The 15,109-nt window shown below is 42.8% G+C and carries 13 protein-coding genes; 9 read left to right on the forward strand and 4 right to left on the reverse strand.

The window, feature by feature from the left end; genetic code table 11:
* The first annotated feature begins 37 nt into the window (after nucleotides 1-37).
* The 3 genes from niaP (at nucleotide 38) to SE27_RS02850 (ending at nucleotide 5,562) form a co-directional block, all read left to right on the forward strand.
* On the forward strand, nucleotides 38-1,357 hold the full coding sequence (gene niaP / locus SE27_RS02840) for a niacin transporter NiaP (RefSeq protein WP_039620679.1): 1,320 nt from the start codon (nucleotides 38-40) through the stop codon (nucleotides 1,355-1,357).
* A gap of 162 nt (nucleotides 1,358-1,519) precedes the next feature.
* Entirely contained in the window at nucleotides 1,520-3,739 is a 2,220-nt protein-coding gene (parC, locus tag SE27_RS02845; protein WP_039620681.1) for a DNA topoisomerase IV subunit A, read from the forward strand.
* A 146-nt stretch (nucleotides 3,740-3,885) separates the two neighbouring features.
* Nucleotides 3,886-5,562: an AMP-binding protein gene (locus tag SE27_RS02850; protein ID WP_039620683.1), complete on the forward strand. Its 1,677-nt coding sequence runs from the start codon at nucleotides 3,886-3,888 to the stop codon at nucleotides 5,560-5,562.
* A gap of 42 nt (nucleotides 5,563-5,604) precedes the next feature.
* Here SE27_RS02850 and SE27_RS02855 read toward each other — a convergent pair whose 3' ends face one another.
* Nucleotides 5,605-5,991 carry a hypothetical protein gene (locus SE27_RS02855; protein WP_039620685.1) on the reverse strand — a complete coding sequence of 129 codons (387 nt, stop codon included), beginning with the start codon at nucleotides 5,989-5,991 and terminating at the stop codon, nucleotides 5,605-5,607.
* Between the two features lie 106 nt (nucleotides 5,992-6,097).
* Between SE27_RS02855 and SE27_RS02860 the strand changes: the two genes are divergently transcribed.
* Both SE27_RS02860 and ppa read left to right on the forward strand, forming a co-directional pair.
* Entirely contained in the window at nucleotides 6,098-6,496 is a 399-nt protein-coding gene (locus SE27_RS02860) for an MAPEG family protein (RefSeq protein WP_039620686.1), read from the forward strand.
* Between the two features lie 128 nt (nucleotides 6,497-6,624).
* Nucleotides 6,625-7,152, forward strand: coding sequence for an inorganic diphosphatase (ppa, locus tag SE27_RS02865; protein WP_039620688.1), 528 nt, complete (start codon nucleotides 6,625-6,627; stop codon nucleotides 7,150-7,152).
* A gap of 110 nt (nucleotides 7,153-7,262) precedes the next feature.
* Here the strand turns inward: ppa and SE27_RS02870 are convergent, their stop codons facing one another.
* A complete protein-coding gene (locus SE27_RS02870) occupies nucleotides 7,263-8,567 on the reverse strand; it encodes an OprD family outer membrane porin (RefSeq protein WP_039620691.1) in 1,305 nt (434 codons plus the stop codon).
* Nucleotides 8,568-9,127: 560 nt separating this feature from the next.
* Between SE27_RS02870 and SE27_RS02875 the strand changes: the two genes are divergently transcribed.
* Nucleotides 9,128-9,907, forward strand: coding sequence for a TorF family putative porin (locus SE27_RS02875; RefSeq protein WP_039620693.1), 780 nt, complete (start codon nucleotides 9,128-9,130; stop codon nucleotides 9,905-9,907).
* 377 nt (nucleotides 9,908-10,284) lie between these two features.
* Entirely contained in the window at nucleotides 10,285-11,046 is a 762-nt protein-coding gene (locus tag SE27_RS02880; RefSeq protein WP_039623767.1) for a TorF family putative porin, read from the forward strand.
* Between the two features lie 173 nt (nucleotides 11,047-11,219).
* Here SE27_RS02880 and SE27_RS02885 read toward each other — a convergent pair whose 3' ends face one another.
* Together SE27_RS02885 and SE27_RS02890 are read right to left on the reverse strand one after the other, a co-directional pair.
* Nucleotides 11,220-12,707, reverse strand: a complete 1,488-nt coding sequence (locus tag SE27_RS02885) for a YifB family Mg chelatase-like AAA ATPase (protein WP_039620694.1) — start codon at nucleotides 12,705-12,707, stop codon at nucleotides 11,220-11,222.
* Nucleotides 12,708-12,772: 65 nt separating this feature from the next.
* Nucleotides 12,773-12,997, reverse strand: a complete 225-nt coding sequence (locus tag SE27_RS02890; protein WP_039620696.1) for an accessory factor UbiK family protein — start codon at nucleotides 12,995-12,997, stop codon at nucleotides 12,773-12,775.
* 279 nt (nucleotides 12,998-13,276) lie between these two features.
* On the opposite strand from SE27_RS02890, the gene glnK reads away from it, so the two are divergent.
* Together glnK and SE27_RS02900 are read left to right on the forward strand one after the other, a co-directional pair.
* Entirely contained in the window at nucleotides 13,277-13,615 is a 339-nt protein-coding gene (gene glnK / locus SE27_RS02895; protein WP_039620698.1) for a P-II family nitrogen regulator, read from the forward strand.
* Nucleotides 13,616-13,673: 58 nt separating this feature from the next.
* Nucleotides 13,674-15,071, forward strand: a complete 1,398-nt coding sequence (locus SE27_RS02900; protein WP_039620699.1) for an ammonium transporter — start codon at nucleotides 13,674-13,676, stop codon at nucleotides 15,069-15,071.
* Nucleotides 15,072-15,109: the final 38 nt, after the last annotated feature.

The following is a 15,109-nucleotide window of genomic DNA, read 5'->3' on the forward strand; positions in this document are numbered from 1 at the left end:
GCAATCGTCATGCTTGCAGTCAGTCAGAGGGCATATTATGGATTTAGTCTCACGTGTACAGCGCTTACCAATTGGTAAGTTTCACTATACTTTGCTTTGGGTGATTGGCTTGGGCTGGATGTTCGATGCCATGGACACCGGACTGATTTCTTTTATTTTGACCACCATGGCAGACGAGTGGCAGATGAGTGCTGCGGAAAAAGGCTGGGTGGTGTCAATTACCTTTGTCGGTATGGCCATTGGTGCCGTGTTTGCCGGTGGCTTGGCCGATCGTATCGGTCGGCGCACGGTATTTGCCATGACGTTGCTGATCTATAGTTTGGCCACTGCTTTATGTGCCTTTGCGCCCAACTTAACATGGCTATTGCTGTTTCGCTTTATTGTCGGCTTGGGGTTAGGCGGGCAATTGCCGGTAGCAGTGACCTTGGTCAGTGAATATATTCCTGCGCATGTACGTGGACGTTTTATTGTCTTGCTGGAAAGTTTCTGGGGCTTAGGCTGGTTGGTTGCGGCTTTAATGTCGTATTTCGTTATTCCCAATTATGGTTGGCACATTGCATTTTTACTGGGTGGTTTACCGGCACTGTATGTGTTTATGATTTTAAAGAAAGTGCCTGAGTCGGTGCCGTATTTAATCAATCGGGGCCGGATTGCAGAAGCACATGCCTTGGTGCAAAAACTGGAGCGTCAATGCGGTGTCGAGGTCATTGAACAGATTGAAGTTAAGGCGGTTGCAGACAAGCAGAGCGTGTCTTTTCGTCAGTTGTGGTCGGGGCCATTGGCACGCCGTAGTTTAATGCTGTGGTTAATTTGGTTTGGTATTGTCTACTCTTATTACGGTATTTTTACGTGGTTACCAAGCTTATTGGTTAAACAAGGCTATAGCATAGTACAGTCCTTTGAATATGTATTGATTATGATTTTGGCGCAATTGCCGGGCTATGTGGTGGCGGCATGGTTGGTAGAAAAACTAGGGCGTAAGCCGACTTTGGCTGGTTTTATTGCCCTCTGTGCCATGGCCGCTTATTTCTTTGGTCAAGCCAATAGCGTCAACATGATTATGTTTTGGGGTTGCCTGATGTCATTCTTTAATTTGGGTGCATGGGGCGTGCTCTATACCTATACCCCAGAGCAATATCCGACCAATATTCGCGCCTTTGGTTCGGGTTGGGCATCGGCCATTGGGCGTATGGGTGGCATCGTAGCACCATTGGTGGTCACTCATATGATGGTAATGAACAACGGTTTTAGTCATATTTTTATTATGTTTACTGTGGTCTTGCTTAGTGTGGCATTGGTGATTGTACTTTTGGGTGAAGAAACCCAAGGCAAAACCTTAGAGTCGATTGGTCTATAAATGTACCGTAGATTTTAAAATATCAAGCTTTAGTTGGCCATTTTGAGCTGACAAGACATAATTTGTCGCACAGCATACGCAGCAGCGCTTGTATCACGTGCTGCTGCGACTTAGCATAAGCGCATAGAGACAATAACGAATTATTTAGGATTTTACGCTTTTATGACCAGCCTTGTGCATCATGCGACAGAAAATCGTTCAGTCGCCGAATTTACCGAACAAGCTTATCTCAATTACGCCATGTACGTCATTATGGACCGTGCCTTACCGCATATTAGCGATGGGTTAAAACCGGTACAGCGCCGTATTGTCTATGCCATGAGTGAGCTGGGCTTAAAAAATAGCGGTAAGCCGAAAAAATCGGCGCGTACTGTCGGTGATGTCTTGGGGAAATACCATCCGCATGGTGACTCTGCTTGTTATGAAGCCATGGTGTTGATGGCGCAGCCATTCAGTTATCGTTATCCGTTTATTGAAGGACAAGGCAATTGGGGTTCACCGGATGATCCGAAATCCTTTGCCGCGATGCGTTATACCGAAGCCAAACTGTCGCTGTATAGTGAAGTGTTGTTGTCAGAGCTGGGGCAAGGCACCTGTGATTGGCAGGACAATTTTGATGGTTCGATGAAAGAGCCGGTCAGTTTGCCCGCCCGTGTACCAAATATTTTACTCAATGGCACCACCGGAATTGCAGTTGGGATGGCCACCGATATTCCACCGCATAATTTACGTGAAGTGATTAAAGGCACCATTGCCTTAATTCGTAATCCGAATTTAAGCGATCAAAAAGTGGCAGAATATATTCCTGCTCCCGATTTACCGACCAAAGCGGAAATTATTACTTCGGCTGAAGATTTGCTTAAAATTCAAAGCACCGGTCGTGGCAGTTACCGTATGCGTGCGGTCTATAGCATTGAACGCAATGAAATTGTGATCACAGAACTACCGTATCAGGTCTCTGGTTCTAAAATTATCACCCAAATTGCCGATCAAATGCAGGCCAAAAAATTGCCGTTGGTCAGCGACATTCGCGATGAATCCGATCATAAAAATCCGACCCGTTTGGTGATCGTACTGCGTTCCAATCGCATTGATGCTGAAGGGGTGATGAGCCATCTGTTTGCCACCACCGATTTAGAATCAAGCTATCGCGTCAACATGAACATGATTGGTGCCGATGCGCGTCCACAAGTAAAATCGATTCGCCAAATTTTATTGGAATGGATTGAAATTCGTAAAAACACGGTCACACGCCGGTTGCAATATCACTTAAATAAGATTGAAAAACGCCTCCATATCTTGGCCGGCTTATTAATTGCCTATTTAGATTTAGATAAAGTGATTCAGATTATCCGCGAAGAAGACCACCCTAAAGCTGAATTGATGGCACATTTTGCCTTAGATGAGATTCAAGCCGAAGCCATTTTAGAACTCAAGTTACGCCATTTGGCCAAGCTTGAAGAGATGCAAATTCGCCGTGAGCAAGAAGAATTAGAAGCACGTGCATTGATTATCCGTGAACAATTGGCCAATCCTGAATCATTAAAAAATCTGATCATCTCTGAACTTAAAGAAGATGCGAAAAGATTTGGCGATGATCGTCGTTCACCGCTCGTGCAGCGTGCTGAAGCACAAGCCATTAACGAGCAGGATATGTTGCCGGCCGATCCGGTGACCGTGGTGTTATCAGAAGCAGGCTGGATTCGTGCAGCCAAAGGGCATGAAATTGACACGGCCAATTTAAACTTTCGCGCCGGCGATCAGTATTTAAGTCATGCGCAAGGGAAATCCAATCAACGGGTCTATGTACTAGATGAAACTGGGCGCAGCTATGCACTGGCGATTAATACCTTGCCTTCTGCTCGCAGTTTAGGCGAGCCACTGAGTTCCAAACTGGCACCTGCCAATGGCGTTGCTTTTGTACAAGTCTTGATTGCAGCAGATGAGCAAGAATTAATTGCAATAAGTTCCAAAGGTTATGGTTTTAAAACCTTTGCAAAACAATTGGATACCAGTGCCAAAGCCGGTAAAGCTTTTTTAACCCTTTCAGATACCGCCAAAGCCTTACCACTGCAAAGCATTGCCGAGCATACTCATTTGGCTTTATTAAGCACCGCCGGACGTTTATTGCTGCTTGATTTGGCTGAATTGCCCATCTTAAACAAAGGTAAAGGAAACAAATTGATACAACTTGAAGGCCAAGAACAAATTTTATCCATGACATTGTGTGGTTTAAATGAAATAGTTCAAGTCGTTGCAGGACAGCAGCAATTAAAACTAAAAGGTGATGATCTTCAAAAGTATATTGGCAAAAGAGCAAGCAAGGGACAGCTCTTACCACGAGGATATCAAAAAGCAAATAAACTGTTCATTCAAAGATAAAACTAGCATCCACGACTTAATATACGTTATATATGATCCATATTCGTGTAAATGGATGCGATGTTATGCATAAACAAGTAGATAATGACGCATAACATTGAAAAACAGTTAGAAACTAAGGATTATAGATTAGAGAGAAGGGCGTTATGGAAAAAATTTGGTTCGCTGAATACCAAAAAATGGGGATTCCTCAAACTGTAGAATTACCAGCAGAAAATACCTCACTTAATGATGTTTTTGAACGTAATTTTCAAAAATTTGGTTCACGTGACGCCTTTATCTTTATGGATAAAGTCTTAACTTTTGATGAGCTAGAAGCAGCAAGCCGTAAATTTGCAACTTATCTACAAAGTTTAGGATTGGCCAAAGGTTCTCGCGTTGCCGTGATGATGCCGAACGTGCTGCAATATCCAGTGGTTGCACTGGGGGTATTTCGTGCAGGTCTCGTCTTGGTCAATGTCAATCCGCTGTATACCTCGCGTGAGCTTGAACATCAGCTGAACGATTCTGGTGCAGAAGTGTTGGTGATTGTTGAAAACTTTGCCACTGTGTATCAAGCCATTATTGGTAAGACGCCAGTAAAACACGTGGTGGTTGCCTCTGTAGGCGATATGTTGGGGGCTTTAAAAGGCACTTTGGTTAACTTTGTTTTACGTTCAGTTCGTAAGCAAATTCCAGCTTGGAATATTCCGGGCCATATCAAATTTAATGCCGCTATGGCAAAAGTCAGTGCCAGCAACTATAAACGTCCTGTTTTAACTTTAAGCGATACAGCCGTCCTACAATATACCGGCGGTACCACAGGGGTGTCTAAAGGTGCAGAATTAACGCATCGTAACCTTGTGGCCAATATGTTGCAGTGCGATGGTATTTTCCAAAGCAAATTTGGCGCTCAAGACGGCTCTAAAGATGACCGTATTTTCTGTGCTTTGCCGCTGTATCATATTTTTGCGTTCATGGTCTGTGCCATGTACGGCATGTATAAAGGCCAAGCCAACGTTCTGATTCCTAATCCACGTGATTTACCTGCTGTGATTAAAGAGCTGGCTAAATATCAACCTTCGTTCTTCCCAGCGGTAAACACGTTGTTTAATGCGTTGGTGAACAACGAAGAGTTTAGACAGCTTGACCACAGCAAACTGAAAATGGCGATGGGCGGTGGTATGGCCGTACTTCCCTCTACTGCAGAAGTATGGAAAAAGATTACTGGCACCAATATTATCGAAGGTTATGGTTTGTCGGAAACCTCACCGGTTGCGACGGCTAATCCGCCTGCATCAAATGAGTTTAGTGGCACCATTGGTATTCCACTGCCTTTAACTGACGTGGCAATTTTAGATGACGATGGCAATGATATGCCATTGGGTGAACAAGGCGAAATTTCGATTCGCGGACCACAAGTCATGAAAGGCTATTGGAACCGTCCGGATGAAACTGAAAAAGTCATGACCAATGGTTTCTTCCGTACTGGTGATATCGGTATTATGGACAGCCGTGGTTATATCAAAATTGTAGATCGTAAAAAAGATATGATTTTGGTGTCGGGCTTTAATGTTTATCCATCCGAAATTGAAGAAGTGGTTTCACAACATCCGAAAGTGCTGGAAGTTGCAGCGATTGGTGTACCGGATGAGAAATCAGGTGAAGTACCAAAACTATTTGTGGTGAAAAAAGATCCGTCTTTAACCACAGAAGAAGTTCTGGCCTATGCCAAAGAAAACTTAACCGGTTATAAACGCCCGCGTTATGTTGAATTTATTGATGAATTACCAAAATCGAATGTAGGCAAAATTTTACGTAAAGATTTACGTAAAACAGCTTAAATCAGATGATAAAAAAAGCGCCGAAAGGGCGCTTTTTTTATTCTAAATTTTATCTTTCATCATCCAACGATCAATATACGGTCGGGCAATGGCAAAAATGGCCACAAAGGTCGACATGGTGCCAAATTGACGCGCAAAGCCTGAAAAGTAAAAGCTGCCATAGCTAAAGAAGTTATCCACTGTACAGTAAACTAAAATCACCAACAGCCAGTAGCTTAATTTTTGCCGACGAATAGCCACCATCCATAAGGCCACAATTAATAAAATCAGCGTGCCTAAGGTGGAGCCAATATTTAAGTTGGCGCAGATCGTGGCGATTAAGAATGCAATAATCGGCAATACAATTTTAAGTACACGATCTACTTTGCCTTGATGTTGGCGCTGTTTTTCAAGTACGTCGAACATTTTTTGCTGATCGGGACTGTCCATCTTGGATCCTTATGAGGCATTGATAAAAACATTATAATTTAACAAAAATTATTGCGGAAACACCATGCTATGATATGTGGCAGAAAATCTTAACGAGAAAAATGAGATGCAAAACATAAGCGGAATAATCTATCTCATCTTAATCGCCTGTTTATTGCCGTATGTCTTTGCCATGATTGCGAAAAAAACAGCCGGTTTTAAAGCCAAAGATAATCAACATCCCCGAGATTTTTTAGCAAAAACCACTGGATTGGCGGCACGTGCCAATGCAGCACAGCAAAACAGTTTTGAAAGCTTGCCGTTATTTATTGCTGCTATTTTAATGGCAGAATATATGGTGATCTCGCAAACCGTCATTATGACGTTTGGGATGGCCTATATTGTATTACGAATCCTGTACGGAATTTGCTATTTAGCCAACTGGGCCACCTTACGTTCTATTGTGTGGCTGTTGTCTTTGCTATGTCCTATTTTGCTGTTGGTATTGGTGATTAAACTGACTTAATCTTTAGTCCAATCATGCAAATATATATTTTGGTCTGACAGATGTATAATCGCCAAGTTATTTAATGTCCAAAAACCGTTATAATCAGTGCGGTTTAAATCAGATTTAACTTGTTCAAGAGTGATGCTATGAGCTACAGCAATATCCCACCGGGTAAAGATGCCCCAAACGACATCTACGTTATTATTGAAATTCCTGCCAATGCAGCACCGATTAAATACGAAATTGACAAAGATTCAGATGCATTATTTGTCGACCGTTTTATGGGTACAGCAATGTTCTATCCAGCGAACTACGGTTATGTGCCGAATACCCTGTCAGAAGATGGTGATCCATTAGACGTATTGGTGGTAACGCCGCATCCAGTAGAGCCAGGTTCAGTGATTCGTTGCCGTCCAGTAGGCAAATTGAATATGGAAGATGATGGTGGTATTGATGCGAAATTAATCGCTGTACCCCACGAAAAATTAAGCCCAATTTATAAAGATGTTCAAGAATATACCGATCTTCCTGAATTGTTGCTCAAACAAATCGAGCATTTCTTTGCACATTATAAAGATCTTGAGCCAGGCAAATGGGTCAAACTTAGCGGCTGGGAAGGCTCTGACGTTGCCAAAGCAGAAATCTTAAAATCGATTGAAGCTGCTAAAAAATAATTTTGCAGCTTAGTTAATAAGTTTAACCTAGGTTCATTCAAAGCTTAAAGCCAATAAAAAACCCACATCATGATGTGGGTTTTTATATCTCTATATTTTAATCGAGAGGATTAAAATAATTTTACAGGGATATCTAACCAAATACGCCATTCATTGGTATCACCGATATAAGGCTTTTGGTAAGCATCACTGGCGCGGTAGTAAGAGTGACGCAGGCGTAAGCTGGCATCTTTAGCAAAGCCAGATTGCATGGTGTATTTAACCTGATTAAAGAACTCACGTTCTTGCGCATTATCGGTAATGAGTTGAGCACGATCAATTTCACCGGCTACATTAATATCCCAACCGTAAACAAAGGCTGTGGTCCAGCTTAAACCTGGTACATTCATTGCAGCAAAGTCATAGCTGTATTGCAGTTGTGCTGATTTTTCACCATTCCCAATAAAATCAGACAAGTATGAGTTCGGCATGTAAATCGTTTGCTGACCATCACCGACACCTTTCCCTAGACCGTAGTCATAACCGGTGTTACCCGTATTTTGCTGGTAAGCGACCATCACATTGTGTGGGCCGGTATTGTAGGTCGCAGAAAGTGCCCAAATATTATTGCTTAAGTTGCTAAGATCATTTGTGGTATGCGAGTAGGTATATGCACTGCCATCTGATTTCTCATCCCACTCGGTATGATAACCACTAAAATCATAAGTCAATGAACTCTTATCTGCCAATGGATAGCTATAGTTGGCATTGACATAATGACGTTCTAAACGGTCTTTAATATCTGTACCGTAATAAGAGGTGCTTAAGTTATCGTTAAATTTATATTTGCCACCCCAAACTATTGCTTGGTCAAGTTCGTTACCATCAGTGGTGATTTGATCTGAATATTGATTTTCAGTAAATTTACCCGCAATCAAACTTAAATTTTTAATTTCATTACTTTGCAGTAATACGCCAGTAAAGTATTCTGGCACTAAACGAGCAGTATTACTGGCCAATACAGGAATATCTAAAACTTGTGTACCATAAGTTGCAGTGGTATTCGATACGCGCGCTTTTACATAACCGCCGCCACGCACCCAATGGTCGTATGCTGATCCATCATTATTTTTTGGAATCATGCCATTGCCTGCATGGGCATTTTCACCCAGCTTGAATGAGGCATCACCAATAATACCTGCACCAAAGCCGATCACGCCTGGAGTAAAGCCAGAGTCGAGTTTTACAATCGCTGTTTGTGCAGTAGAGCGGGTATCTTCAACGCCATTTTTCTTATCACGGCTTAAAAAACCGGTACGAAATAATACTGAACCTGAAGCATCTTCAACAAAACCTTTGGTTTCGCTTTGTTCGCTGGCATAGGCGGTGGAAATAAGTGCCGCCTGAATAAGAATTGCTAAAGTAAGTTTTTGCATTGGGAAAGAGCCTTATACAAAATAAGAAGATTAAATTGCAGGAATTGTATACGTAATGTATAGCAAAAAAATATTTTTTTATGAATTTTATTGAAGAAAAGTTAAGCTTTGTTTACATCGCATTAATAATCATAAATGACCGCTTAATTAAAAAAAAGAAACTCTATATAGAAATATTATTTAAAACAATAATCTAGATTCATAACCTATTTTTTTTATGGTTATTTCTATTTAAAATCACCTTTAAAAAATACGATGAATTGATGATTTTGATTGAATTTGGATTATTAATACTTTGGTCTTACAGTCTTTCAACGTTATTGTCTTGGACTTAAGCGCCTATATTTAAACCAAAATTTGATTATATTTTGGTCAGCTATTGCGCATTAAAAATGAGGATGTATAAGAGTGTTTATTCTGCTACATAGTGGTGCTGAGTTAGAGGCTTGCATATACAAAGATTAGAACAATTTAACCCATAATAATAAAAAAGCTTTAGAATTCGCAGCCTAACTTAATGGCTAAAGCATCATCTATCTTGCATGATGAAAGGGGTAAAAATGCAGCATACTTCACATAAAATGGCGTTATTTTTGGTGCTGGGCTTAAGCACCATAACGGCCTTTGCTGAAGAATTTAGTCCGACCCCAACTCCAGCAGCATCGCTGAGTGGCAGTTTTGCTGTGGTGAATAAATATATTTACCGCGGTGCGGTTGAAAATAATGATGTTGCTTTGCAAGCGGGCATTGAATATGCCTATGGCAATGCTTGGAGTGTGGGCTATTGGGGTTCAACACTAGATTATGATCCATCCGATAGCAGTGAAGATAAAGACCATGGCTTTGAGCATGATTTTTATCTGGCCTATGCCAAGCAGATTAATCCAGATTGGCGCTATAAAGTGCAAACAACGGCCTATTATTATCAAGATGGTGGCAGTGTCTATGCCGAAAATGGCGATAAACGTAGCACCACAGCCTTTGATGTACTGGGCGAATTGGGTTATAAAAATTTGAGCTTGGCAGCAGTCGTGGTATTAAATGATGCTTCTTTTGCCAATGCAGGGGATATTTATTTAAGCGCAGCCTATGCTCAGAATTTACCGCAAGATTTTATTTTGAATACGTCTGTCGGCATGTCAATTTATAACAGCCACCGCGATGACAGTATTATCAGCACACGCAAGGATGTGGCTTTGAATGAAGCACGTATTGGGGTGAGTAAAGAGATTGCACATACCGCAGCTACCGCATCTTTAGACTATGTGATTGGTGGGCAAGATCGTTTGGCTGAACATTTTGATGATCGATGGGTGTTGGGATTAAATTTTAATTTCTAACTGCGTCACTTTTAACGCAGTGTGAAAATATAAAAGTGCGTTTATTGCGTTCAATAAGTGCACTTTTTTTAATTTTAATTAAATACTTGATTGAACAAATTAAGTCTTAAAAATATGTCCGTAAAAATCGGGTGCAATCTGCTTCAACAGTAAAAAATAATAAAGATTTTACGTTTTTTTGAACAATTGAAATAGAAAATTAACGCCCAAAGGCCAGATACTGCCTGCTGGATGAGGTGTCTAAAGCAGTGCTACGGTGCAGCTGAGCCAGTTTTACTGGCCAGTGTATTTGGCTTATAGCCACGTTTATTTTTAAGAACTGGCATAGCAATTGCTAATAACCCATTGAGTCTATAAAAATGATTGGGGATATTCATATGCTTAAAAAATTATTCGTTGCGGTAACATTGACCAGCTTATCTGGCGCAGTCTTTGCCGATGAATCTGCAGGATTACCCTGGGGCTTATCTTTAAGTGGCGCTGCGGCAATCAGCACAGATTATCGTTTTCGTGGCATAACGCAAACAGATACTGATCCGGCAATTCAAGCCGGATTTAGCTTGATCCATCCGTCTGGTCTGTATGCAGGACTTTGGGGTTCAAATGTAAATTTTGGGGTCGATACACCGCATTTAGAGCTTGATCCTTCTTTCGGTTATAGCCGCACTTTAGAGACGTTAAGCAGCAAGCCAATTGTAGATGTCGGTGTGCTGTATTACAGCTACCCCAGTGCCAGCGAGTTAAATTGGGCGGAACTCTACACCAAACTGTCCTTTAAAAATAAGCTACTCGAAGGCGATTATTTATTTACCAATCTTAACTATAGCAATGATTATGCAGGGGTCGGTGCAGATAGCTGGAATTTGAATATGGCCTATTCTGCCCCCTTGGCTTCGAGCGGTTTTTCTGCCCTGATTGGCGTAGGGTATAGCGTGGTTGATGAGGATAAATATAGCTTTAATGGCGATGATCATTATCTGGACTGGAAAGCGGCGCTGAGCTATAGCTTTAAATCGGTATCGGGTGCAACAGCAGAGTTAGCAGCGATAGGAACCAATCTAGAAACTAAGGGGCTATCTGATGCAGCAAAACGAGGGATTGAAACCGGCGCCGTATTCACTTTAAGCAAAGCCTTTTAAGGGTAAAAATCTGAACTTTACTTTGAAAGAAAAAGCCCCGCGCCAGCCAAGCTGTAGTGGGGCTTTTTATATGCTAAACGCGGTTTCTTACTTACTCAATGCTGATCACTTTAGCCGTGCTGATGTATTAAAGAGTTGTTGATGTGTGTTGATTTTTAAACTACTGAATCAGGCTAATTTTGTTGTGCGCGGTAAGATAAAGCTTCACTTAAATGTGTAGTTTGAATATCGGTATGCTGCGCCAAGTCTGCAATACTGCGGGCCACGCGTAATACCCGATGATAGCCACGTGCTGATAGATTTAAGCGCTGCTGCGCCATCTCCATCATTTTTTCTGCCTGCGCATCCAGTATGGCAAATTGTTCTAGCTGCTGCGGTGTTAAGGCATGATTTAAGCACTGTTGGCGCTGCATTTGTAAGGCGTAGGCCTGAATCACGCGTTGCCGTACAGTATCTGAATTCTCCACTGTAGTTTTATTTTGTAGCTCATTGGCGTGTAAAGGGGGTACATCAAGATGTAGATCAATGCGGTCAAGTAGCGGACCAGAAATACGATTTTGATAGCGTTTAATGGCCTCACTTGAACATTGACAGCGCACATCCTGATTAAAGGCATAGCCGCAAGGACAAGGATTCATTGCCGCAATCAATTGAAAATTTGCCGGAAAAGTGGTTTGTCTCGATGCCCGTGAGATCACAATTTCTTTCGCCTCTAAGGGCTGTCTTAGCACCTCTAAAACCTTGCGATCGAATTCGGGTAATTCATCTAAAAATAACACGCCCAAATGTGCCAGCGTAATTTCTCCGGGCTTTGGATGAGAGCCGCCACCAACTAAAGCCACAGCTGACGCGGTATGATGTGGGGCGCGAAAAGGCCGCTGCCCAAAAGGGTGGGCGGTATTGGACACTGAATAGATCCGCGCCACTTCTAAGTTCTCTTGGCTGTCTAAAGGCGGTAAAATACTGGCCAGACGTGAGGCCAACAAAGTTTTACCCGTCCCCGGTGGCCCTTTAAACAGTAACGAATGGCCGCCAGCTGCGGCAATCTCTAAGGCGCGCCGTGGGCGAAGTTGCCCTTTGACATCGGCTAAATCAAATTTATAGTGCTTAGTGGCAGCAACCTCAGCGGCGGTATAGGGCTGAATAATCTGCTGCTGAGATAAATGTTCACAGACCTGCTTTAAATGCTGTGCGGCAAAAACCTGAAAATTGGGCAGTTGGCAGGCGTGTTCAGCATTTTGTGCCGGTACAACCAATTGATGCGCAGCCTGTTGGCAGGCCATGGCAATACTTAAAATACCGCTTACGGGACGCAGTTGTCCATCTAAAGCCAATTCACCAATAAACTCTAATCCATCGGTGGAATGTTCCGCAATTTGTCCGGATGCCATCAAGATGCCCAAGGCAATGGGTAAATCCAGCCGTGAGCCATCTTTGGGTAAGTCCGCCGGCGCTAAATTGATGGTCAGGCGTTTGGTCGGAAATAAAAAGCCACTGTTAATAATGGCCGAGCGCACCCGATCTTTACTTTCACGTACTGCAGCTTCAGGCAGTCCAACAATGGTCAAAGAGGGCAGTCCTTGACTGACATGGACTTCAACCTCAATTAAGGGGGCATGCAGCCCAAGCAAACCTCGGGTATAAATTTTAGCAAAAGACATTCTTTTTATTCCATTATTTTGCGTTATTTTTAGTCGTTTTGTCTTTTAATGCACCAAAGAGGTGCTTATTTATGTTTTATTTTCAGTTCTAAATGTTCAACTTGTTGCAGTAAGTGCGCTAATTTTAAGTTGGCATTATCCAAAGCAATACGTTGGCGCTGGATTTCATCTTTCGAGACCAAATCCATCTTGCTGACCGCTTCATCGAGCAAAGCACGTAAATTATGTTCAATGTCTTTTTTTGGCTGATCGAGTTGTTCCATAATCGCCTGTAGTAACGTTTCAATCATTGTGATTCCATAACGATGTAAAAGTGTTTGGCAGTGTAGCATTGCTTAAACAGAGACCATAGGGCTTGTATATGAGATATGCGTTTTTTCGATGAGTAAAATCGTAAATTTTATCGTAAAAAGCATTATTTTTTAAAGACCGCAGCATCTTTAAAAGCGTAAAATAGGGTATAAAGAAAACTCGTGTCGAACATTTCTATTTTCCCCCAACCTTAGAAATTTTGGCACGAAATTTGAACATAAAACCTTACTGGTGAAAGAAGCCGAAGGAAAACAAACATGAAACTTGTAACTGCAATTGTAAAACCCTTTAAATTAGATGACGTGCGTGAAGCGCTCTCTGAAATTGGTGTTCAAGGCATCACTGTGACTGAAGTTAAAGGCTTTGGTCGTCAAAAAGGGCATACTGAACTTTACCGCGGCGCCGAATATGTGGTTGATTTCTTGCCTAAAGTGAAAATTGAAATCGCCATTAGCGATGATATGGTCGAGTCGGTCATTGAGTCGATTACACGTGTGGCCAGCACCGGTAAAATTGGTGATGGTAAAATTTTTGTGACTAACCTTGAACAGGTTATTCGTATTCGTACCGGCGAAACGGGTGCAGATGCGGTGTAACTTGGCACGAAGTTTGCTGAGTTACTCGTAGCTCGAAAAACTAGGTTGGGGGACACGAATGAAAAAAATACTGCTTGCGCTGAGTCTATCAGGCGCGCTTTTATCTGCTTCTGTTGCATCGGCTGAAGAAACTGCACCGGCAGCCCTTGCCGCTGAGCAGCTCAACATTGATCACGCGGATGATCGTCCATCAAATAATATCCCATTGGCTGTAACGTCTGTTGCAGCCGAACCCATCCCCGTTTCAAATCAAGCGAAATTAGACAGTGGCGATACCGCGTGGATTTTAGTTTCAAGCGCATTGGTCTTATTAATGACCATTCCGGGTTTGGCTTTATTCTACGGCGGTATGGTGCGTAAGAAAAATGTTCTGAGCACCATGGCGCATAGCTTTGTGGCTGCGGCCATCGTCAGTATGAGCTGGGTGTTGGTGGGCTATAGCTTGGCTTTTAGTCAAGGCAATGCCGTCATTGGTGGCTTTGATAAAATCCTGCTTTTGGGGATCAGTCCGAATGCCTTAACCGGTACTGTTCCAGAAATTCTATTTGTTCTTTTTCAAATGACCTTTGCCATCATCACTGTGGCGATTATTACTGGTTCAATCGCTGAGCGCATGAAATTTAGTGCTTTTGTGGCTTTTATCAGCGTCTGGAGCGTGCTGGTTTATGCTCCCATTGCACATTGGGTGTGGGGTGGTGGTTGGTTGGCTGGTCATGGTGCATTGGATTTTGCTGGCGGTACGGTGGTGCATATTAACTCGGGTGTGGCCGGTTTAGTGGCCGCGTATATGCTGGGTAAGCGTATGGGCTTGGGGCGTGAATCTATGGCGCCGCACAATATGACCTTAACCGTGATTGGTGCCAGTTTATTGTGGGTCGGTTGGTTCGGTTTTAACGGCGGTTCTGCACTGGGCGCCAATGGTTCAGCCGCTTATGCGTTAATGGTAACGCAAATTGCTGCCGCATCTGCTGCCATTGCATGGTTAATTACGGAAAGAATCGTCCGAGGAAAAGCATCAGTGTTGGGCGGCGTATCGGGTGCAGTGGCCGGTCTGGTGGTGATCACTCCCGCCGCTGGTTTTGTAACGGTCAGTGCCGCTTTAGTCATGGGCATCATCGGGGCTGTGGTGTGTTTTTGGGCCATTACCGTGCTGAAAAATCGCTTAAAAGTCGATGACTCGTTAGATGCGTTTGGTCTGCATGGCGTGGGAGGGATTGTCGGGGCGATTTTAACCGCATTTTTTGCCAGTGATTTCATTATGGGCGATAAAGCACCGGTCAATATGCTGCATCAATTGTGGGTACAAATTGAGGGCGTACTGGCCACCGTGGCTTATTCTGCTGTGATGACGTTTATCATTCTTAAAGTGATTGATTTAGTGATGGGTATTCGCGTGGTGGCAGATGATGAACGGATGGGCCTTGACTTAAGTCAACACGGCGAACGGATCGAATAAGCACTGGGTCGGATTATCAATATATTGTGTGAAACAGC

This window comes from Acinetobacter harbinensis (assembly GCF_000816495.1).
Taxonomy (GTDB): Bacteria; Pseudomonadota; Gammaproteobacteria; order Pseudomonadales; family Moraxellaceae; genus Acinetobacter; species Acinetobacter harbinensis.